18 protein-coding genes are annotated in these 19,275 nt (G+C 68.5%); 10 read left to right on the plus strand and 8 right to left on the minus strand.

Annotated features, from left to right (window positions below; all coding sequences use genetic code 11):
- Positions 1 to 1,351 precede the first annotated feature (1,351 nt).
- From ENKNEFLB_RS23100 to ENKNEFLB_RS03975, 3 genes are all read left to right on the plus strand, one after another.
- Positions 1,352 to 2,239 (plus strand): sulfotransferase domain-containing protein, encoded by an 888-nt coding sequence (locus ENKNEFLB_RS23100; RefSeq protein ID WP_420830542.1) that lies wholly within the window; start codon positions 1,352 to 1,354, stop codon positions 2,237 to 2,239.
- Complete coding sequence (locus ENKNEFLB_RS03970) at positions 2,236 to 2,997, plus strand: hypothetical protein (RefSeq protein WP_214058005.1); 762 nt, start codon at positions 2,236 to 2,238, stop codon at positions 2,995 to 2,997. The genes ENKNEFLB_RS23100 and ENKNEFLB_RS03970 overlap by 4 nt, the downstream gene beginning before the upstream one ends.
- A 72-nt stretch (positions 2,998 to 3,069) precedes the next feature.
- A complete protein-coding gene (locus ENKNEFLB_RS03975) occupies positions 3,070 to 4,413 on the plus strand; it encodes an oligosaccharide flippase family protein (protein WP_214058006.1) in 1,344 nt (447 codons plus the stop codon).
- 28 nt (positions 4,414 to 4,441) lie between these two features.
- Here ENKNEFLB_RS03975 and ENKNEFLB_RS03980 read toward each other — a convergent pair whose 3' ends face one another.
- The 3 genes from ENKNEFLB_RS03980 to cysD are packed head-to-tail and all read right to left on the minus strand — an operon-like array spanning position 4,442 to position 7,480.
- Complete coding sequence (locus tag ENKNEFLB_RS03980) at positions 4,442 to 5,251, minus strand: polysaccharide pyruvyl transferase family protein (RefSeq protein WP_214058007.1); 810 nt, start codon at positions 5,249 to 5,251, stop codon at positions 4,442 to 4,444.
- 34 nt (positions 5,252 to 5,285) lie between these two features.
- A complete protein-coding gene (locus ENKNEFLB_RS03985) occupies positions 5,286 to 6,566 on the minus strand; it encodes a sulfate adenylyltransferase subunit 1 (protein ID WP_214058008.1) in 1,281 nt (426 codons plus the stop codon).
- Positions 6,566 to 7,480, minus strand: coding sequence for a sulfate adenylyltransferase subunit CysD (cysD, locus tag ENKNEFLB_RS03990; RefSeq protein ID WP_160004932.1), 915 nt, complete (start codon positions 7,478 to 7,480; stop codon positions 6,566 to 6,568). The genes ENKNEFLB_RS03985 and cysD overlap by 1 nt, the downstream gene beginning before the upstream one ends.
- Before the next feature lie 137 nt (positions 7,481 to 7,617).
- Here cysD and ENKNEFLB_RS03995 point away from each other — a divergent pair, with 137 nt between their 5' ends.
- The 3 genes from ENKNEFLB_RS03995 (at position 7,618) to ENKNEFLB_RS04005 (ending at position 11,319) form a co-directional block, all read left to right on the plus strand.
- Positions 7,618 to 8,931 carry a UDP-glucose dehydrogenase family protein gene (locus ENKNEFLB_RS03995; protein WP_214058009.1) on the plus strand — a complete coding sequence of 438 codons (1,314 nt, stop codon included), beginning with the start codon at positions 7,618 to 7,620 and terminating at the stop codon, positions 8,929 to 8,931.
- A 144-nt stretch (positions 8,932 to 9,075) separates the two neighbouring features.
- A complete protein-coding gene (locus ENKNEFLB_RS04000) occupies positions 9,076 to 9,495 on the plus strand; it encodes a hypothetical protein (RefSeq protein ID WP_214058010.1) in 420 nt (139 codons plus the stop codon).
- Positions 9,496 to 9,573: 78 nt separating this feature from the next.
- Positions 9,574 to 11,319 (plus strand): DUF4012 domain-containing protein, encoded by a 1,746-nt coding sequence (locus ENKNEFLB_RS04005; protein ID WP_214058011.1) that lies wholly within the window; start codon positions 9,574 to 9,576, stop codon positions 11,317 to 11,319.
- Between the two features lie 4 nt (positions 11,320 to 11,323).
- On the opposite strand, the gene manA is transcribed toward ENKNEFLB_RS04005, so the two are convergent.
- Genes manA through cysC form a run of 4 tightly spaced genes read right to left on the minus strand, consistent with a single transcriptional unit; the run spans position 11,324 to position 15,450 of the window.
- Positions 11,324 to 12,247, minus strand: a complete 924-nt coding sequence (gene manA, locus ENKNEFLB_RS04010; protein ID WP_214059313.1) for a mannose-6-phosphate isomerase, class I — start codon at positions 12,245 to 12,247, stop codon at positions 11,324 to 11,326.
- Complete coding sequence (locus tag ENKNEFLB_RS04015; protein ID WP_214058012.1) at positions 12,154 to 12,558, minus strand: type I phosphomannose isomerase catalytic subunit; 405 nt, start codon at positions 12,556 to 12,558, stop codon at positions 12,154 to 12,156. The genes manA and ENKNEFLB_RS04015 overlap by 94 nt, the downstream gene beginning before the upstream one ends.
- Positions 12,559 to 12,599: 41 nt before the next feature.
- Positions 12,600 to 13,604, minus strand: coding sequence for a sulfite exporter TauE/SafE family protein (locus ENKNEFLB_RS04020; RefSeq protein ID WP_214058013.1), 1,005 nt, complete (start codon positions 13,602 to 13,604; stop codon positions 12,600 to 12,602).
- A gap of 13 nt (positions 13,605 to 13,617) precedes the next feature.
- On the minus strand, positions 13,618 to 15,450 hold the full coding sequence (cysC, locus tag ENKNEFLB_RS22840) for an adenylyl-sulfate kinase (RefSeq protein ID WP_214058014.1): 1,833 nt from the start codon (positions 15,448 to 15,450) through the stop codon (positions 13,618 to 13,620).
- 81 nt (positions 15,451 to 15,531) lie between these two features.
- Between cysC and ENKNEFLB_RS04030 the strand changes: the two genes are divergently transcribed.
- On the plus strand, positions 15,532 to 16,488 hold the full coding sequence (locus ENKNEFLB_RS04030; protein ID WP_214058015.1) for an asparaginase: 957 nt from the start codon (positions 15,532 to 15,534) through the stop codon (positions 16,486 to 16,488).
- 58 nt (positions 16,489 to 16,546) lie between these two features.
- Here the strand turns inward: ENKNEFLB_RS04030 and gmd are convergent, their stop codons facing one another.
- Positions 16,547 to 17,584, minus strand: a complete 1,038-nt coding sequence (gene gmd / locus ENKNEFLB_RS04035) for a GDP-mannose 4,6-dehydratase (RefSeq protein ID WP_214058016.1) — start codon at positions 17,582 to 17,584, stop codon at positions 16,547 to 16,549.
- Positions 17,585 to 17,694: 110 nt separating this feature from the next.
- Between gmd and ENKNEFLB_RS04040 the strand changes: the two genes are divergently transcribed.
- The 3 genes from ENKNEFLB_RS04040 (at position 17,695) to ENKNEFLB_RS04050 (ending at position 19,202) form a co-directional block, all read left to right on the plus strand.
- Positions 17,695 to 18,102 (plus strand): helix-turn-helix domain-containing protein, encoded by a 408-nt coding sequence (locus ENKNEFLB_RS04040; RefSeq protein ID WP_214058017.1) that lies wholly within the window; start codon positions 17,695 to 17,697, stop codon positions 18,100 to 18,102.
- Between the two features lie 11 nt (positions 18,103 to 18,113).
- Entirely contained in the window at positions 18,114 to 18,818 is a 705-nt protein-coding gene (locus ENKNEFLB_RS04045; protein ID WP_214058018.1) for a hypothetical protein, read from the plus strand.
- A gap of 105 nt (positions 18,819 to 18,923) precedes the next feature.
- Positions 18,924 to 19,202 carry a DUF2516 family protein gene (locus ENKNEFLB_RS04050; protein ID WP_160004280.1) on the plus strand — a complete coding sequence of 93 codons (279 nt, stop codon included), beginning with the start codon at positions 18,924 to 18,926 and terminating at the stop codon, positions 19,200 to 19,202.
- Positions 19,203 to 19,275 lie beyond the last annotated feature (73 nt).

Raw genomic sequence — 19,275 nt, forward strand, 5'->3', positions numbered from 1 at the left:
ACTGGGCGCCGGGTTCTACTTCACCCACTGCGTGGTGGACAGCCGCCGCGGGGGGTGTCTATCATGGTGGGTTTCTACTTCCTGTTCCTGGTGGCGGTGCCGGCGTACGTGCAGATCGACCGGGGCATCTACCCGTTCTATGCCCGTTACACAGTCGCCCAGCTCGCCACCGGCCTCGTTGTCGTGGCACTGGCACACGGGGCATTGATCGCTGGTCAGGCGATGAGCGGCTCGGTTCGCAGAACGGGTGCAATGGCCAGGACACAGCCTTGCAACGGCAACCCGGCATCGGTCCGGCTGAGCCGGAACTTCGCGGCGGTGATGTTGGCCGCCAGCGTGCTGCTGGCCGTCTACGTCGGACCGGAGACGCTGTTCTTGAACCGGTCTGAGCGAGGCGGTCTCGAGCAGCAGGGGATTGACATCCAGCTCCTGTACATAGGCCGGTCGACCAGTCTGGTGGCATTGTGCGTGTGCGTCCTCATGCTTCGCCGTGCCGGGAGCGGTCAGCGGGTCCGAGGTGTCGTGGAATTGAGTATTCTTGCGGTACCTACCTTCCTTGTCCTCAACTTTCCTCAAGGTTTGTCCCGTTTCCAGCTGCTTGGCTCCGCGCTTGCGATTGCGGTCCTTTGTACCTCGGTCTTTCGGACGTCGCGCAAGGCGGCCTTCGCGCTGGGTGCGCCTTTCTTCCTCTTTATCTTCTTCCCGTTGATCAAGGCGATCGGCACCGGCGGTGAAGTGGACCTGTCTGACGCGATGTCTCGGGACATCGGCGCTTACCTCCTGCGCGTCGACTTCGATAGCTTCAAGCAAATAGTCGACACCACCATCTATGCGGACACCGGCCCGCTCCGGCTCGGGATGAACTTCTTGGGCGCACTTCTCTTCTGGGTGCCCCGTTCGCTCTGGCAGAGCAAACCAGTGGATTCGGGAGAAATTGTCTCGACCTCACTCGGATACCCGTTCACCAACGTGTCGTCGCCGCTCCCGGCCGAGGCGTTGATCAGCTTCGGCTTGGTAGGGGTTTTAGTGGTCTTCCTACTCGTGGGAATGGCCGTCAGCAGCATCGAACGCAGCGCGATGCTCGTCGAGCGGGTGGGCGGTCACGAACTGATTCTCTATGCAATCACCACGGGTTTTGTCACGATCATCCTTCGGGGGCCCTCAACGGAGTCGCGCCGATCTTCGGTGCGGGTTTTGTCGCCTACGGTGGACTTGCCTACCTGGCCCGCCGCCGGTGTCGATCCGACGGGCGAGGAGCGTCGGGGAGGTCCCCTCGAGGCGTCCGCGCGGAGCCTCCCATCAAACCCGGTGCAGCGACCCAGCGAGACGTTGCCTCATGACTCTCGACTTCATGATCCTGGGCGCACAGAAGGCGGCGACGTCATCTCTCCATCAAGCGCTGCGTGTCAGACCGGGGATTTCGATGCCAGTCGGCGAGAGCGCCTTCTTCGAGGACCCAGATTTCGCCAGCCGACCGTGGACCCGTTTTCGAGAGAAGGCCGGGAACCAGACCAAGCTAGGCATCAAGCGGCCCGACAGTCTGTGTCGCAACGACATTCGGGAGCGCATCTGTTCGACCCACCCCTCTGCACGCTTCATCGTTGTTCTCCGGGAGCCGGTCAGTCGTGCCGTCTCGGCCTACTTCCACCTTGCTCGGCATGGACACATCAGGGCGGAGGGACTCGACAAGGCAATCCACCGGGGTCTGGCAGACCACCGTGAAGGGCTGAGAACACCGGCGTCATCACTCGTCGAGTTCGGCTTGTACGGCTCGAGCCTGGAGGTATGGATGCAGCGTTATCCAGAGCGCAATTTCCTGGTGCTAGGGCAAACTGAGGTCGCCGACGACCTGCCGGGAGTCTTGTCTAGGTGCAGCACCCTGATAGGGACGCCAGACATCGCTGCCGACGCGCGAGGTGCTGGTCGGGACGAGAACGTGGGGTCGTACGATCCGCGCACGTTCCGAATGCACCGTTGGGGCCAGCTGGCAAGGACACGGCCGCTCGCCGGCACTGATCGGCGGGTTCCGAGGGACGCACCAGCCCTTCGCTTCGCGGGTCATGGCCTTGTCGTGCTGGCGAAGGGACTCTCACGTACCGGTCTACCTCCGCCCGACCTGAGCCCTCGGATCAGAGAGGAACTGGTGGACCTGTACGCAGCGGACCTCCCCAGGCTCCAGGGCCTCGTTCCGCCGGATGCCGTCTATTGGGCTACTTCCCCAGGCAACGAGGGACCATGAAGGAGCAGCTCAAGGAGGGAGTGCGTCCTTGGTACGCGTGGACCCGCCGTCAGGCAAGGTCCGGTGTGCACGCTGTGCGTGCCAAGCGGAACTCGAGGCCCACCGTGGTGCATCACGGGATCCAGCGCTCCGGGACAAACTATGCGTGCGCACTGCTGGAGCAGAGTGGCTACTTCGTGCTGAATCGGGTCGACCCCCGGCGGGATGATCCTCGGCACAAACACTTCCGGTGGCAGCCGGACAAGTCGACCATCTCGATGGATGTGTCTTTCCGCAACAGCACGGTGGTGGGTTCGGTCGCCGAACTGAACGCCGCAGCCGGATGGCCGCCCGAGCAGCACCACTTTCTGGTGTTCAAGACTCCTGACGAGTGGCTGATGAGTATCGAGCGGTGGGCCGTCGCCTCTGGCTGGATAGGTCGTGGTGTCGATGATGCTGATCTCGACGCTGCCCGACGCCGTTGGCTCATCGAGTGGGACGCCTACCACTCGACGTGGTTCGGACTTGCTGTACAGAACCCAGACCGCATTCTGACCGTTGCGTACCAAGACTTGATATCGGAGCCGCAGAGGAACTTGGACTTACTGCACTCGATGACCGGAGCGCGAGACGTGCTGCCCCTTCTCAATAAGGGACAGGTGGGTCGAGTCGCTCACTCCCATGGCCGACGACCGTCGGGTCGGGCGTCGGAGGAACAGAGGGTGCTGGTGTCGGAACTCGTGACGTGCGACTGGCGTTCGTTCCTTCGCCCGTCATGAAGGCCACCCTGTGGAGTGAACAATCTGGTCCTCTACTGCGCATCCACCCGTTTTCCGGACAGGGAGCGTCTCGTGGCTGAGAACAGGTCCGTCGGCCCCAGTCGGCGACAGTTCTCGACAGTGTTCATGTGGCGTGCGGTCGCCATGGCGGCCACCGTGCTGCAGTCGATAGTCCTGGCGCGTGTGCTCGGGGCAGAGGTGTTCGGCGGGTTCTCGTTCGCGATCTCCACCATCTCCATCGTCGCGTTGCTGGTGAGCCTTGGACTCGATCAGCTCTTCATGCGCGACCTCTCGGCGGTGGACCCCGATCGTGCGGAGGGCCGGGAGAGGGTGGTGGGAGTGCTCGCCCTGTCCGCGACCGTGGTCGCTCCCGGGTGCGTGTTCGTCGCCGCCGTCGGAGTCGCGCTTCTCGTCATGAGCTCCGAACCGACGAGGGACGCAAACCCGTACATCTACCCGCTCGTTGTCGTGCTCGTGACACTGCCGATCCTCATGCTGCGAAAGTTCGCCGAGGCAGGCATCCTTGCAGTCAAACGGCCGGTGCTGTCGTTCGTCGGCAGCAACCTGATCTTCCCAACCATGATCAGTGTCGGCGTTGTGCTCGCCGAGAGGTTCGTCCGGGTCGGACCCCTCACGATATCCGCCGTGTACGCCGTCGCGCTCTTTGCGTCGGCAGCGTTCGCGGTCCTCGTCCTGCGACCAGAACTTGTGCGACGTCTCAGAGCGGGGCGTGGGCCCGTGCTGAGCAGGGTGCCGTTGCGCAGTACTTTGCGGACATCGGCGTCGTTGGCGCTGGTGGGCTCAGGGTTCCTCATCAGCCAGAACCTGGACGTGATCCTCACCGGCGTCTTCGCGACACCTGGCGACGTGGCAACGGTTCGCATCGTCTCCAGACTGGGTGAGATGATCGCGATCTTCCGAGTCATCACATTGCTGCAGTACAAGCCCTACCTAGCGAAGGCTGGGATGGCCGGGGACTGGCCCACACTTGAGCGCTTGATGGCCAAGATGACACGTACGTACGTGCTCACTGGCGCACCGCTCATGGTCGTCGCCTTCGCACTGTCATCGCAGATCCTCTCGCTCTGGGGTCCAGACTTCGCGGAAAGTGAGTGGACGTTTCGGGTCTACATGCTCGGCGTGTTCGTGATGCTTCTCGGTGGTCCGGCTGCGACTGCCCTGTCGTTGTCGGGTCACGAGAAGTGGGCGGTGCGGTCACTCTGGACGTCCGTGGCGGTTGGCGCAGCCGGCAACTGCATTCTCATACCGATGTACGGCGCCTTCGGATGCGCACTGGCCAGCTTGGCGTCGATGATCGTCCTGGCATGGACGTCGAATCGCTGGGCCCGGACTCGGATGGGGGTCAACGCCACCGTGTTCACGGCGTTCAGGCGTTCCCCGCCAGCCATCAGCTAGCCCACCGACGGGCTGAGCGCGCCGAAGACTACGGGGCGCGGTCCGTCCCGTCTCCGGTCCACAAGTCGTACGGGAAGGCCTCCAGCAGGGGCTCGACGTCGTAGTCGAGGGCTTGCACCGGCCCAGACCGCAGAGCGGCCTCGACGGATGGCTGCGGGTCGAATCGTCGGCCGGTTCCCTCGTAGTAGTCCTCATACTTGAACGCTGGCTCCGCGGTACTGACGATCGGCCGGGACGGAATACCGAGAGCGTCTGCCACGACCAACCCGTGCAGCGAGGAGCCGACGACGAACTCGCTCGACCCGATCGTTTCGAGGCAGGTGCGGAGGGGGGCTCGCGGGTCCAGGACGGTCAGCCCTGGTGCTGTGGGGTGGGGCTGATCGTTCAGGTTCATGACCACAGTGACCCCGGAGGTACGCGGCAGGCCTAGCAGTGCAGGAAAGAGTCGCCCGAGCAGAAGCGCAGGATCGCCGAAGACAGAGGGGACCGTGTGCCCGGCTCGTCGGAGGACCGCAGCGGTTCGTGGACCCCGGACGGCGCGAACGTCTAACGGCAGGGTCGAGTAGTCGAATTCGATCTTGCCGTTGACCCCGGAGCCCCACACGGTCGCCCCGGGTCGCGCCAGATGAAGGACTGAGCCGACGCTCATCAACTGCGTGGCGCCGTTCGGAGATTCGTCCGTCGTCTGGACGTCTGCGCGATCGAGAAGAGCCGCCACAATGAGGGGACCGAGCAAATCCCCGAAATTGTCGACAGGTCGCCGGATCGGCACCAAGCGCCACAAGCGGTTCGTGCCGATCCGGCGCGACGGGTTCCACGAGAAGACCTCGACTGACATGGTCGTCCAGCCCTCTCCTCCTTGGTTGTGCCGCTTAGAGAATCATCCCGGCGCCGACGGTGACTCCGGTGGCCTCATCGATCAGGATGAACGAGCCGGTGGTGCGGTTCTGCGAGTACGAGTCGCAGAGCAGCGGCCTGGTGGTCCGCAGCTGCACCCGACCGATCTCGTTCAGGCCGAGCTCCTTGGTGTCCTGGTCGCGGTGCAGCGTGTTGACGTCCAGGCGGTACTGGATGTCCTTGATCAGCGCCCGCGCGTTGTTGGACGTGTGCTTGATCGCCAACTTCTGGCGCGGCTGCAGCGGCTTGGTCGCCATCCAGCAGATCATCGCGTCGATGTCCTGGCTGGGCTGCGGGGCGTTCTTGACCCGGGCGATCATGTCGCCTCGCGAGACGTCGACGTCGTCGGCCAGACGGATGGTGACCGACATCGGCGGGAACGCCTCGGCGATCTCCTTGTTGAAGAGGTCGATGCCCTCGATGGTCGACGTCATCCCGCTGGGAAGCACAACGACCTCGTCGCCGGGCTTCAGAATCCCGCCGGCGACCATGCCGCCGTACCCGCGGTAGTCGTGGTGCTCATCCGACTTCGGGCGCACGACGTACTGCACCGGGAAGCGGACGTCGACGAGGTCGCGGTCGGAAGCGACGTGGACGTGCTCGAGGTGGTGCATCAGGGTGGGACCGGAGTACCAGTCCATGCTCTCGGAGCGGTTGACCACGTTGTCCCCGGCCAGCGCCGAGATCGGGATGACCTCGAGGTCGGGGATATTGAGCTTGGTGGCGAACTGGGTGAACTCCTCGCGGATCTTGGTGTAGACGTCCTCGGAGAAGTCCACGAGATCCATCTTGTTCACCGCGAGCACCAGGTGGGGCACCCGGAGCAGCGACAAAATCACCGCGTGACGGCGAGACTGCTCGGTGAGGCCCTGACGGGCATCGACGAGCACCAGGCCGAGGTCGGCGGTCGAGGCGCCGGTGACCATGTTGCGGGTGTACTGCACGTGGCCCGGCGTGTCGGCGATGATGAACTTGCGGCTGGGCGTCGCGAAGTAGCGGTAGGCAACGTCGATCGTGATGCCCTGCTCGCGCTCGGAGCGCAGGCCGTCGGTCAGCAGTGCGAGGTCGGTGTAGTCGTAGCCCTTGCCGCGGCTGGTGGTCTCCACAGCCTCGAGCTGGTCGGCGAAGATCGACTTGGAGTCGAGCAGCAGCCGACCGATCAGGGTCGACTTGCCGTCGTCGACCGAGCCGGCCGTGGCGAAGCGCAGCAGGTCCATGTTGGTCGCGCTGATCGTCTGGGTGGTCTCGTCGGCCATCAGAAGTAGCCCTCCTTCTTGCGGTCTTCCATTGCAGCCTCAGAGAAGCGGTCGTCGCCGCGGGTGGCGCCGCGCTCGGTGAGCGTGGCCACGGCGATCTCCTCGATGATCTCGGGGATGGTCGAGGCGGTGCTCTCGACGCAGCCGGTCAGCGTGATGTCCCCGCAGGTGCGGAACCGCACGGTGCGCTCCTCGACGACCTCGCCCTCGCGGGTCGGGTTCAGCGGGGTCTCGCTCATCAGCATCCCGTCGCGCTCAAAGACGCGGCGCTGGTGGGAGAAGTAGATGTCGGGGATCTCGATGCCCTCGCGGCCGATGTAGTCCCAGATGTCCAGCTCGGTCCAGTTCGAGATCGGGAAGATCCGCATGTGCTCGCCCTCGTGCAGGCGGCCGTTGTAGAGGCTCCAGAGCTCGGGGCGCTGCAACTTGGGATCCCACTGCCCGAACTCGTCCCGGTGGGAGTAGACGCGCTCCTTCGCGCGAGCCTTCTCCTCGTCGCGTCGCCCGCCACCGAAGGCGGCGGTGAAGCCGTTCTCCTCGATCGCGTTGAGGAGCGTGCCGGTCTGCATGCGGTTGCGCGAGGTCTTGCCGTCGTCGACGACGACGCCGTTAGCGATCGCGTCGTCGATGCTGGCGACCACGAGCTTGACGCCGAGGCGGTTCACCCAGTTGTCGCGGGTGCCGAGGACCTCGGGGAAGTCCAGGCCGGTGTCGACCTGCAGGACTGGGAACGGGATCTTGGCCGGGTAGAAGGCCTTCTCGGCCAGGCGGAGCATCACGATGGAGTCCTTGCCGCCCGAGAACATCAGGACGGGCTTCTCGAACTCGGCCGCAACCTCGCGGAAGATGTGGATCGACTCCGCCTCGAGCTGGTCGAGCTGACTCAGCTGGTAGTCGGCGTGCGTGTCAGTCATGGGCGACGGTGTACCTCTCGGGTGGACAGCAGCCTGCATCGTAGCGACGCCGCGGCGCGGCGCGAACCCGACGCGGCCCGGCGGACCTGCACGATCTTCCGGGTCGGTTTCGCTGCCGGCCCCTAGGGTGGACGCCCATGCGCATCTCCGTCTTCGGTTGTGGCTACCTCGGTGCCGTCCACGCCGCCTGCATGACCCGCCTCGGGCACGACGTCGTCGGCGTCGATGTGGTCCCTGACCACGTCGCGTCGCTCAACCGGGGTGAGGCGCCGTTCTTCGAACCAGGTCTGCCCGAGCTGCTCGCCGAAGGGCTCGCGACCGGCCGGCTCACCTTCACCACTGACGCCGCGGACGCCGCGGACTGTGATGTCCACTTCGTCTGTGTGGGGACGCCTCAGAAGGCGGCGGAGAATGCCGCCGACCTGCGCTACGTGCACGCCGCCATCAGCGACATGCTGCCGCTGCTGCGCCCCGGTGACGTCGTGGCCGGGAAGTCGACCGTGCCGGTCGGCACCGCCGAGGAATTGGCCTCCCGCCTCGACGAGGAAGCGCCGGGAGCGGAGCTGATCTGGAACCCGGAGTTCCTGCGCGAGGGGTTCGCGCTCAAGGACACCCTGCACCCCGACCGTTTTGTCTACGGCGCGCGCGACACCGAGCAGGGGACCGCTGCCAAGCAGCGCCTGGACGAGGTGTACGCCGCGGCGCTCGCCGAGGGCACTCCCAAGATCGAGGCCGACCTTGCCACCGCCCAGCTGGTCAAGGTCGCGGCCAACTCGTTCTTGGCCACGAAGATCTCGTTCATCAACGCCATGGCCGAGCTGTGCGAGGCCACCGGCGCCGACGTCACGCTGCTAGCTGACGCGATCGGCCACGACGCCCGGATCGGTCGCCGCTTCCTCAATGCCGGGCTCGGCTTCGGAGGCGGGTGCCTGCCCAAGGACATCCGGGCCTTCATGGCCCGCGCCGGCGAGCTCGGCGCCGACCAGGCGCTGAGCTTCCTGCGAGAGGTGGACTCCATCAACATGCGCCGTCGGGTGCGGATGGTCGACCTTGCCCGGGAGCAGTGCGGGGGATCAATCGTCGGGAGGCGAATCGCCCTGCTAGGTGCGGCGTTCAAGCCAGACAGTGACGACGTCCGCGACTCGCCCGCCCTCAGCGTGGCCGCCCAGATGCAGCTCCAGGGTGCGAAGGTCGTGACGACCGATCCGCAGGCGATCGACAACGCCCGCAAGAAGTGGCCGGACCTTATCTTCGCGCCCACGGTGGAGGAGACCGTGCGGGACGCCGAGCTGGTCATCGTCCTCACCGAATGGCCGGAGTACGTCTCCCTCGAACCGGCCGACCTCAGTCCTCTGGTGGCCGCGCGCAGCGTGATCGACGGTCGCAACTGCCTGGACCCCGTGCGCTGGCGCAGCGCAGGGTGGACCTACCGCGCGCTCGGCCGCCCGTAGGCAACTCGGCGGGCGACCGGTCCAGACAGGTCGGGCCACAGGACGGGGTTTCCGGGTTATCTGAGGCAAACGCCTCGGTGCGACGCCCCCGCTGTGGTCTGCTATCGCTTGTCACGTTCCAACAGCCCCCCGGGAGCCCCCCTCATGAAGAAGATCTTCGCGGCCGTCATCACGGCCTTCCTGATGTCGGCTGGTTTGGTCGCGACGACGTCGTCGCCGGCTGCCGCCGCCTGCACCTACCCCGCCACCTGCTTCCCGACCATCACCCAGGGCAGCGGCCTCAACGCCGGCGCCAACAAGGCCAAGGTCTTCGTCCGGGTCGGCACCTTCGGCAACGGGCGCGCCACCGGCCCCGTCGTCTTCACCTTCGTCAAGAACAACGGCAAGTCCTTCACCTTCACCCGCGACTTCCCCGCAGCGCGGGGCAAGGGCAACATCTTCAACTTCCGGGGCCTGAACAAGGGTCGCTACACCGTGATCGTGACCTACCAGGGCACGGACGAGAAGTACCTCGGCAGCGGCACCTCGTTCAACACCAGGGTCAAGGGCCCGCGCCGCCGCTGACACCAGCACGCTTCGTACGATGCCCCGCGACCCCCGGTCGCGGGGCACCGTCATGTCTGACGCAGGGAAGGGATCGACGTGATCACTCGAGGTCGCCTGACGGCGTTCGCCGCGCTGCTCCTGCTCACGGCCGGCCTGTGGACTGCGTGGCTGGCGCTCCAGGCATACGACGGCCTGCGCCAGGCGGAGGCGGCAGCGACCGACCTCCGGACGTCAATCGACGCGGGTGAGAGGGAAGCCCAGCAGGACGCGGTGGGCGACCTCGCCGAGGGTGCCGCGCAGGCCCGGGACGCTACGGACGGGTGGTGGTGGGGCGCGCTGACACACCTGCCATGGGTCGGGGACGACTTCGAGGCCGTGCAGGTCCTCGGCTCCAGCCTCGACCTGGCGGCCGGGGACGGGGCCGAGCCCCTCCTGGCCGTGAGCGGGGAGCTCGACGGCGTCACGGCGGGGGGCAGGCTGGACCTCGACGTGGTCCGTGCCCTGCAGGCCCCGATGCGTGCAGCGGCGACATCCTTCCAGGACGCCGCGGATGAGGCCGGCTCGGTCGACCCGGACAGCCTCAGTGGGGTGCTCCAGCGGCGTTTCCTGGACTACCAGGCCCAGCTGACCACGGTGGCGGACGGGCTGGGCGCGGGATCCACGGCCGTCGACCTGCTGCCTGCCATGGCCGGAGGCGAGGGGGATCGCGACTACCTGCTGATCTTCCAGAACAACGCCGAGATCCGGGCCACCGGAGGACTCCCCGGGTCCTGGGCGCGGCTGTCGGCGCGCGACGGCCGTCTCGAGCTCCGGGAGCAGGGAGTCTGGGCGGACTTCCCGACCCTCGACGCGCCGGTGATTCCGTTAACCCCGGCCGAGCAGACCTCCATGCCCAGCGGGTACGGGCTGACCTTCCAAAGTCCCGGGTACTCCCGGGACTTCCCCCGCGCGGCGCGGATGTGGGATGCGTTCTGGTCCGCGAAGTATCCCGCCACCGACCTCGACGGGGTCCTCGCGCTCGATCCGGTCGCCCTGTCCTACCTGCTCGACGGCACGGGGCCGGTCCAGGTCGGTGACACCACCCTGACCTCGGACAACCTGGTCCAGGAGGTGCTGAGCGAGCCCTACCTCACCATCGAGGACCCGACGGCGCAGGACGTCTTCTTCCAGGCCACGGCCCGGGCGATCTTCCAGAGGCTGACCGGTGACCTCGCCTCTCCCACCGACTTCGTGGGCGGGCTGGCCCGAGCGGGCCGCGAGAGCCGTCTCCTGGTGGCGCCGTTCGAGGACGCGGAGGCCGCCGCCCTCGACGGCACCACCGTGGCCGGCCAGCTCCCGTCCGAGCAGGACGCGTTCCCGACCACCGGGATCGGCATCAACGACGCCACCGCCTCCAAGATGTCCTACTACCTCCGCTACGACGCGACCACCACCGCCACCGCCTGTCGAGCGGGCGTGCAGGAGCTCGCGGGCTCGCTCGTGCTGCGTCAGGACATCGCACCAGCCGACGCGAGGTCGCTGCCGAGCTACCTGACCGGGGGCGGGAGCGCGGGGACGGAGCCGGGTTCCCAGTTGCTGTCAGTGCAGGTTTACGGGCCGGCCGGCGGTGACTTCGGTGCGGTGCAGCTCGACGGTGAGGTCGTGCAGGGGCTGACCAGCTCCCGCCTGGACAACGGCCAGCCCGTGATCCGACTGGCGGTGCTCCTCGACTCCCGCGACGACGTACGAGTCACCTGGTCGGCCTCGTCGGGCGAGGGACAGGTGGGCGACCCCCGGCTCGAGGTGACCCCGGGCGTCGTACCGGGCGACCAGGGCAGCACCTCGGCCAGCGCCTGCCGCTGAGAGGTCAGTCGCCGACGGACCCGATGGCTGCCCGCCCGTCCACTTCTAGTATGTCCGCCCCCGCCGGCACCAGCAGGCCCTGGCCTCGCTGCAGAGGGTGGTAGGCGCCGCCGCGCGAGACCCGGCAGCCGTCCTCGAGGGCCAGTACCACCCGCGGGCCGGTCGACGCCGGAAATCGGCCGCCGACCAGCTCCACGGTGAGTGTGAAGTCGGCCACCGGGGGGCTAAAGCGGTGCGACGAGCCGTCGACCACCGGCTGCCACCGGGGGACCGGGATCGGCGTGAAGTCCGTGACGTCCAGCAGCTCGGGGACGTCCCGGTGCTTCGGGGTCAACCCGGCGCGGAGCACGTTGTCGCTCGCGGCCATGATCTCGACTCCGAACCCCGACGCGTAGGCGTGCACCACGCCCGCGCCGACAAACATCGCCTCGCCGGGGGCGAGCACGACGTGGTTGAGCAGCAGCGTCACCAGGACACCCGGGTCGTCGGGGTAGCGCGCCGCCAGGGTGGGAAAGAGCTCGAAGACCCGGATGGCCTCGCGTCGGACCACCGCCCCCTCGGTGTCGCGCCGGCTGCGCAGCGCGCCGTGGGTGCGCTCGCGATCGTGACCTCGCGCGGCGGCATCGCGGGCGGCCTCTACCAGGCCAAGGAGGATCCTGCGGACGTCGTCGGCCGGTGTGGTGAGGATCTCGGTGACGACGGTACGCAGCGTCTGGCTGGCGAACTCCGGGTCGAGACGCGCAGCGACACCGCTGGCCCAGGGGTTGCGGAGTAGCTCGAGCAGGGCGGTCGAGCGACCGACGTCGCGGAACCCGGCCATCCCCTCGAAACGGGTCAGTGCGTAGACCAGCTCCGGCTTGTGCCACGGGTCGCGGTAGCTGCGTTGGGGGCATCGGCCGGGATGCCGGCACGCTCCTCGCGGTGGTATCCCAGCCGTGCCCGCTCCGCCGAGGGGTGGACCTGGAGCGACAGCGGCTCCGCCACCGCGAGGACTTTCATCAGGAACGGGAGACGGGCGCCGTGGTCGGCGTGCACCCGCTCGCCGAGCAGCCCGACCGGGTCCTCGGCGATGGCGTCGTCGAGCCGACGCCCGTCGGGCAGCACCGACGGGTCGCCCTCATGGGCGCCGATCCACAGCTCGGCCTCCGGGCCGCCGCTGGGCTCCCGGCCCAGGAACCGGGCCAGTCGGCGCTCGGAGCCCCACGCGTAGTCGCGCACGGGGTTGGTGAGCAGATACACCGGGGCACCTTCGCGGGTCGGGGTCGATCAACGACCCCAGGCTAGTCGTCCGCCGCCGGTGTGGACCGGGTTCTCTCCGATCGACCGGGCTCCTCCAGCTCGGCGATGGTGGGCGCGCCCATGAACGGCAGACCCTGTTCCTTCCGGAGCAAGCCCCACACCACGGGGACCAGCACGATCATGGCCAACCCGATGCCGGCGACAAGCATGGGGCTGGTCTCCTCCCGGCCCAGGGGCGCCCAGCCGGCCTTGTCGAGTAGGGCGACGCCGGACATGGTCAGCACCACGACGATGCCGCGACGGATGAGGGACTGCGGGACGCGGGGCGCGATCTTGGAGCCGATGATCGTCCCGGGCACGGAGCCCAGGATCAGCGGGATGGTCAGGCCCCAGTCGAGGCCGTGGATGGCGATGTTGGAGATGGCCGCGGCCAGTACCAGCGGCACGGCCTGGACCAGGTCGGTGCCGACCAGCTTCACCGCGGAGAGGCCGGGGTAGAGCATCAGCAACGCCACCATGATGACCGAGCCGGAGCCGACGCTGGTGATGCCGACCAGCAGCCCGCCGAGCATGCCGACGAGCAGCGTCGGGATAGGCCGGATCTTCGGGTTGGGGTCGCCCCCGTCGTAACCCGCCCGGACCCGGCGCAAGTTGATGTAGAGCCGGATGGCGTAGGTGCTGGCGGCCAGCAGCAGGGCGAAGCCGATGGCCAGCTGCAGGGTGGTGTCCAGGTCCTCCGAGTCGGTGAACCGGCTGACCAGGTAGGGCCCCAAAAGCGCGGTGGGCACCGAGCCGAGTACCAGCCACTTGGCCAGCTTGAGGTTGGGCGAGCCCTCGCGTGAGTGCACGATCGCCCCACCGGTCTTGTAGACCGCCGCGGCGGTGAGGTCGGCGGTGACCACCGCCGAGGTCTCCCCGACACCGAGGAAGATCAGGGCCGGGGTCATCAGGGCGCCGCCGCCCATCCCGGTCAGCCCGACCACGATGCCGACGATGAAGCCCGCCGCCGCGATCGAGAAGACGGCGGCGGTGATCAGGTCCTCCATGAGGGGTCCTCTCTCAGACCAGGCGGTCGACGGCGGCGGCGAGCAGCTCGTCGAGGTGGGCGGATGCGGCGGCGGCGGCCTCGGGGCCGCGGCGGTAGGGGTCCTGCACGTCGAGCGCCGGGTCGGCGTTGCCCCGGTGGCGGCCGACCTGTTCGATCAGATCACGTCCGCGGACGTCCTCCGGCAGGCGACGGACGCCCTCCACGAACTGGCCGAGCGTGTAGATCTTGCGGAACCCCCCTGGGTCGTCTTCGAGCAGGATGGTGCGGTGGGCGGCCTCGGCGGTGAGCACCAGGTCGGCCGCGGCTACGAGCTGCCTGCTGACCGGGCGGCTCGTGAACCCGGCGGGATCCACGCCGTGGGCGATCAGCCCGGTGGCCATCTCGGGGTCCATGGGGTGCTGGTCGAAGCCGTGCGTCCCGGCGCTGGTGAAGCGGACAGTGGCGCTGTCGCCGGCGAGCTGGCGCGCGCGCAGCTCCATGTAGGGGGAACGGCAGATGTTGGCGGTGCAGACGAAGAGGACGTTCAACGGGGCCTGGTCTCGAGACGCTCGCTGCACTCGCTCCTCGACCACCGGCGGGGTGTGGTCTCGAGACTCCTCGTTCCTCGGCTCCTCGACCTCCGGGGTGCGGGGGATGAGGCCGGCTTCGTCGAGGGCGTCCAGGACGTCGTCGAGGGCGGCCTCGATGGTGCGGCCGGTGGTGTCGACGCGGACGTCGGCGTCCTCGGGCTCCTCGTAGGGCGAGGAGATGCCGGTGAACTCGGGGATCTCACCGCGGCGGGCCTTGGCGTAGAGACCCTTGCGGTCGCGGCGCTCGCACTCCTCCAGCGGCGTGGCGACGTGGACGAGGAAGAAGGCGCCGCGGGCCTCGTCGACCATGGCCCGGACCTGCTGGCGGGTCTCGTCGAAGGGTGCGATCGGGCTGCACACCGCGACGCCGCCGTGGCGGGAGATCTCGGCGGCCACCCAGCCGATCCGGCGGATGTTGGTCTCGCGGTCGGCCTTCGAGAAGGTGAGGCCGGCCGACAGGTGGCGGCGGACGACATCCCCGTCGAGGCTCGTGACGCTGCGACTGCCGGCCTCGAGGAGTCGGTCCATCAGGGCGCGGGCGAGCGTGGACTTGCCGCTGCCGGACAGGCCCGTGAAGAACAGCACCAGGCCCTGCTCGTCCGGGGCGGGCTGGTCCTGCTCGACGATCGCGGCGACGCGCGCGTCAGGCTCGCCGTCGGCGCGCAACCCGTGGACCGGGTCGTCGCCGGCATAGGTCGCGGCGACCTGCACGCCGAGGCGGTGGTCGGTCTCGGCGTCGCCGTGGGAGGCCAACGGCACGGCCACCACGACTGCGTCGAGGTCCTCGGCCGCGGTCAGGGTGGCGCGGACCAGGGCGACGGGGGAGAGGGCGGAGAGCCCGGTGCCGCAGAGGGTCAGCAGCAGGACCGGGCCGAGGGCGCGCAACTCTGCGGCCTGCTCGACGGTCAGCGCGTCGGAGACCGGGACCACGGTGCGCCCCGCGTGCTGGGCGCGGACCTCGACGGGGGAGAGGTGCAGGCGGCGGAAGGGGCCGTACTCGGACCGCGAGAGCGGTTCGACGACCCGGGAGCCGGCGGGCCCGCGGGTGGCTCGCGCCAGCGGCAGACCCTCCGGGTCGACCAGCTCAACCACGTCGGCGTCCGCGAGGTCGGCGGGCAGGGCCAGGCTCACCGGGCTGCCCGGCTCGTCGAAACCGCGCAGGGGCGCGAGAGCGCCGGTGACGAGGAGCTCGAGGTCGTCGAGCTCCCGGGGCGTGGGGCAGTGCTGGGGCGCCGGGCCTGGGGAGGGGGCGGGCGCCGCGGTGGGCTCGGGCATCCGGGGAATCCTAACTGCAGAACGTCGATCGACTTGGGGTCCGCGCCGCAGGTCATTGGTCACCTGCGTAGGTTGCGGTCCATGCCAGCACAGGTCGTCGCCGAGATCATCCGCTCCGGGTTCGTCGAGGGCCACCACTACGGCTCGCTCGTCGCGCTCGACGCCGCCGGCGAGGAGGCGTGGTCGGTGGGCGACGCGACCGCGCCGATCCTCCCGCGCTCGTGCAACAAGCCGCTCCAGGCGCTCGGGATGGTCCGCGCGGGCCTCGACCTGCCCGAGGAGCTGCTCGCGCTGACCTGCGCCTCGCACAGCGGCGAGCCGATGCACCAGGACGGCGTCCGCGTGATCCTGGCCACCGCCGGCCTCGACGTCGACGCGCTGCAGACGCCGCTGGACTGGCCGATCGACGACGAGGAGCGCGAGCGCGCCCTGCGCGGCGGGGGGCAGAAGACGTCGCTGGCGATGAACTGCTCCGGCAAGCACGCCGGGATGCTCGTCACCTGTGCGGTCAACGGCTGGGACCTCGCGACCTACCGCGACCCCCAGCACCCCCTGCAGCAGGCGATCGCGGCCACCTTCGCCGAGGCGACCGGTGAGCCGGTGGAGGCCGTGGCCGTCGACGGCTGCGGCGCACCGCTGCTGTCCACGTCGCTGACCGGCCTGGCCCGCGCCTTCCGCCGCCTCGCCGTGGCCGAGGACGGCCCCGAGCGCCGCATCGCCGAGGCGATCCGGCACCACCCGCAGATGGTCTCCGGGACCCGCCGCGACGAGCTGACGCTGCTGCGCGCGATCTCCGGCGCGATCGGCAAGGCCGGCGCCGAGTCCTGCTACGCCGTGGCGCTGCCCGACGGGCGCGCGTTCGCGCTGAAGACCGACGACGGCGCGGGGCGCGTGCGGCCGGTGCTGATGGCTGCGGCGCTGGAGCGCTCCGGGGTGCTGGACGACGCCGGGGTCGACGCGGACGCCGTGCGCGGCACCGGGGTCGTCACCCTGCTCGGGGCAGGGCAGCCGGTGGGGGAGATCCGCGCCGCATTCTGAGTGAGGGTCTTGGTCTCGAGATGGTCGCTGGCGCTCCCTCCTCGACCTCCGAGGCCGGTCAGTCGGTGGCTAAGACGGGCCAGGTCGGGAGGCGGACGTCGTCGACCCAGTGCCGCCCCTCGTGCTCGAGCGCGGCGACGTCGGCGTCGACCATGATCCGGGCCAGCTCGGCCATCTGCACCGTTGCCCGCCAGCCCAGCTTCTCGGCCGCCTTGTCGGGGACACCGAGCAGCTCGACCACCTCCGTGGGGCGCAGGTAGCGCTCGTCGAAGCGGACGTGGCGGTCCCAGTCCAGGCCGGCGTGGTCGAAGGCGGCCTCCACGAAGTCCTGCACCGGGTGACCGGTGCCGGTGGCCAGCACGTAGTCGTCCGGTTCGTCCTGCTGCAGCGTGCGCCACATGCCCTCCACGTACTCCGGGGCATAGCCCCAGTCGCGGACGGGGCTGAGGTCGCCGAGGTAGAGGAAGTCCTGCCGGCCGGCCTGGATTCGGGCCACCGCCTGGCTGATCTTGCGGGTCACGAAGGTCTCCCCTCGCCGCGGCGACTCGTGGTTGAACGCGATCCCGTTGACGGCGAAGAGGTCGTAGCCCTCGCGGTAGTTGCGGGTGGTCCAGTGCGCGTAGGCCTTGGCGGTGGCCTCCGGCGAGCGGGGCGCGAGCAGGCTGAGCTCGGTGTGCGGCGGGGCGCTGTCGCCGAACATGTCGGAGGACCCGGCCTGGTAGAACCGGCAGGCGACCCGGCTGTGGCGGATCGCCTCCAGCAGGTGCAGGGTCCCCATCGCCACGATCTCCGCGGTGAACCGGGGTTGGTCGAAGCTCTCCCGCACGTGCGACTGCCCGGCCAGGTTGTAGACCTCGTCGGGGGCGATCGCGCCGAGCAGGGTCAGCAGCCGCACGCCGTCGGTCATGTCACCGTGGTGCAGGAACAGTCGGGCGTCCGGGTCGCGGGCGTCCTGGTAGACGTGGTCGATCCGTCCGGTGTTGAAGCTCGAGGCGCGACGGACCAGGCCGTGCACCTCGTAACCCTTCAGCAGCAGGAGCTCGGCGAGGTACGAACCGTCCTGACCGGTGATGCCGGTGATGAACGCTCTCTTCACGGGTCCGATGCTCGCACCTTGCGGGTGGGCACGTATTCCTCGGGGGAATGTGCACGACGTCACGCTTGCAGAGTTTGCAATCTGCTAGCAGGAGCAAGCATCATGGATGCATGGCAAAGCGGAAGGTCGGGCACACCGTGGCCGGTCTAGGTGAGTACCTGAAGGAGCAGCGCCTCGACTCGAGGTTGTCGCTTCGTCAGCTCGCCGAGATGACCGGGGTGTCCAACCCCTACCTCAGCCAGATCGAGCGCGGTCTCCGGCGGCCCTCGGCCCAGGTCCTGCAGCAGCTCTCGAAGGCGCTCCGCGTCTCCGCGGACCAGTTGTATGTCCGGGCCGGCATCGTCGGCCTCGACGACTCCACCGGGGTCACTGTCGAGAACGCCGTGCTCAACGACCCCCTGCTGACCGAGCGGCAGAAGCAGTCGCTGCTCGACGTGTACTCCTCGTTCCTGGCGCTCAACGCCCAGGCCGAGCTCGAACCCCACGACTCCCAGCCTGGCGCTGGGGCCAACCGATGAAGGAGATGGACATGGCCACCGCCAAGTTCGACATCAAGAAGATCGAGATCCCCGCCGAGGTGACCCGCCCGCTCTACGCCGGCGTGGGCGCCACCGACCTCGCCGTCGAGTACGTCCGCACCACCGTGGCCGACGTGCAGAAGCGCGTGAACAACGTGCAGCAGCGCGTCACCGACGTGCAGAAGTCGGTCAAGAACATCGAGCTGGCCCCCCGTGCGCTGCGCGGCAAGGTCACCACGACCCTCGACGAGACGGCCACCACCGTCACCGACACGTACGTCGGCCTGGCCGAGCGCGGCGAGGACCTCGTTGTCCGCATCCGCAAGCAGGACTCGACCCAGCAGGCCGCCAAGGCTGCCGGCACCGCCAAGGCAAAGGCGAAGACCGTGAAGACCCAGGCCACCAAGGCGGCCGACAAGACCGCCGCGACGGCCAAGCGCCAGGGCACCACGGCCGCGAAGACCGCTAAGGCGAACGCCGACTCCGCGGCGACGTCGGTCGAGTCCAACGCCAAGGCCGCGACCACCACGGTCAAGAAGAGCGCCGACTCCACCGCCAAGACCACCAAGTCGGCGGCGAAGAAGACCTCCAGCACCGCCAAGAAGACCTCGGCCCCGGCCCGCAGCAGCGCCAAGGGCGCCACCACCGCGGCCGCCAAGACCGCCGAGAGCACCACTCAGGCTGTCACCGAGGCTGCCAAGAAGGTCGGCGACTGATCCTCGCCCCCGGCCGATGATTACCGGCCCCTGAACCACCGAGAACCCCGGACCGTTGCGGTCCGGGGTTCTCGTCGTCCGGGGCCTCGCTAGGCTCAAGGCATCATGGAGATCTTTGCGATTCAGGGCTACGTCGACCTGGTGGTGTTCGTCGTCCTGCTGGCGGTGAAGCTCTTCGCCTTCATCAACTCGCTGCTGTGGTCGGCTGAGTCCTACGAGGCTGCCGGGAAGCTCACCAAGCCAGCGTGGACCATCATCTTGGGCATCGGGGTGCTGCTGCAGTTCATCGGCATCCTCTTCATCCTGAGCATCGCTTTCACCATCGCGGCGTTCGTCTATCTCGCGGACGTACGGCCGGCGTTGGCCGGATTGCGCAGGCGCTGACCGGTCAACCCCGACCATCTGGTCTGAACCACCGCGAGACGGTCTCGACCCGGATACGCTCGTCGCGTCCGCA

The sequence above is a fragment of the Nocardioides aquaticus genome (assembly GCF_018459925.1).
Lineage (GTDB): Bacteria > Actinomycetota > Actinomycetes > Propionibacteriales > Nocardioidaceae > Nocardioides > Nocardioides aquaticus.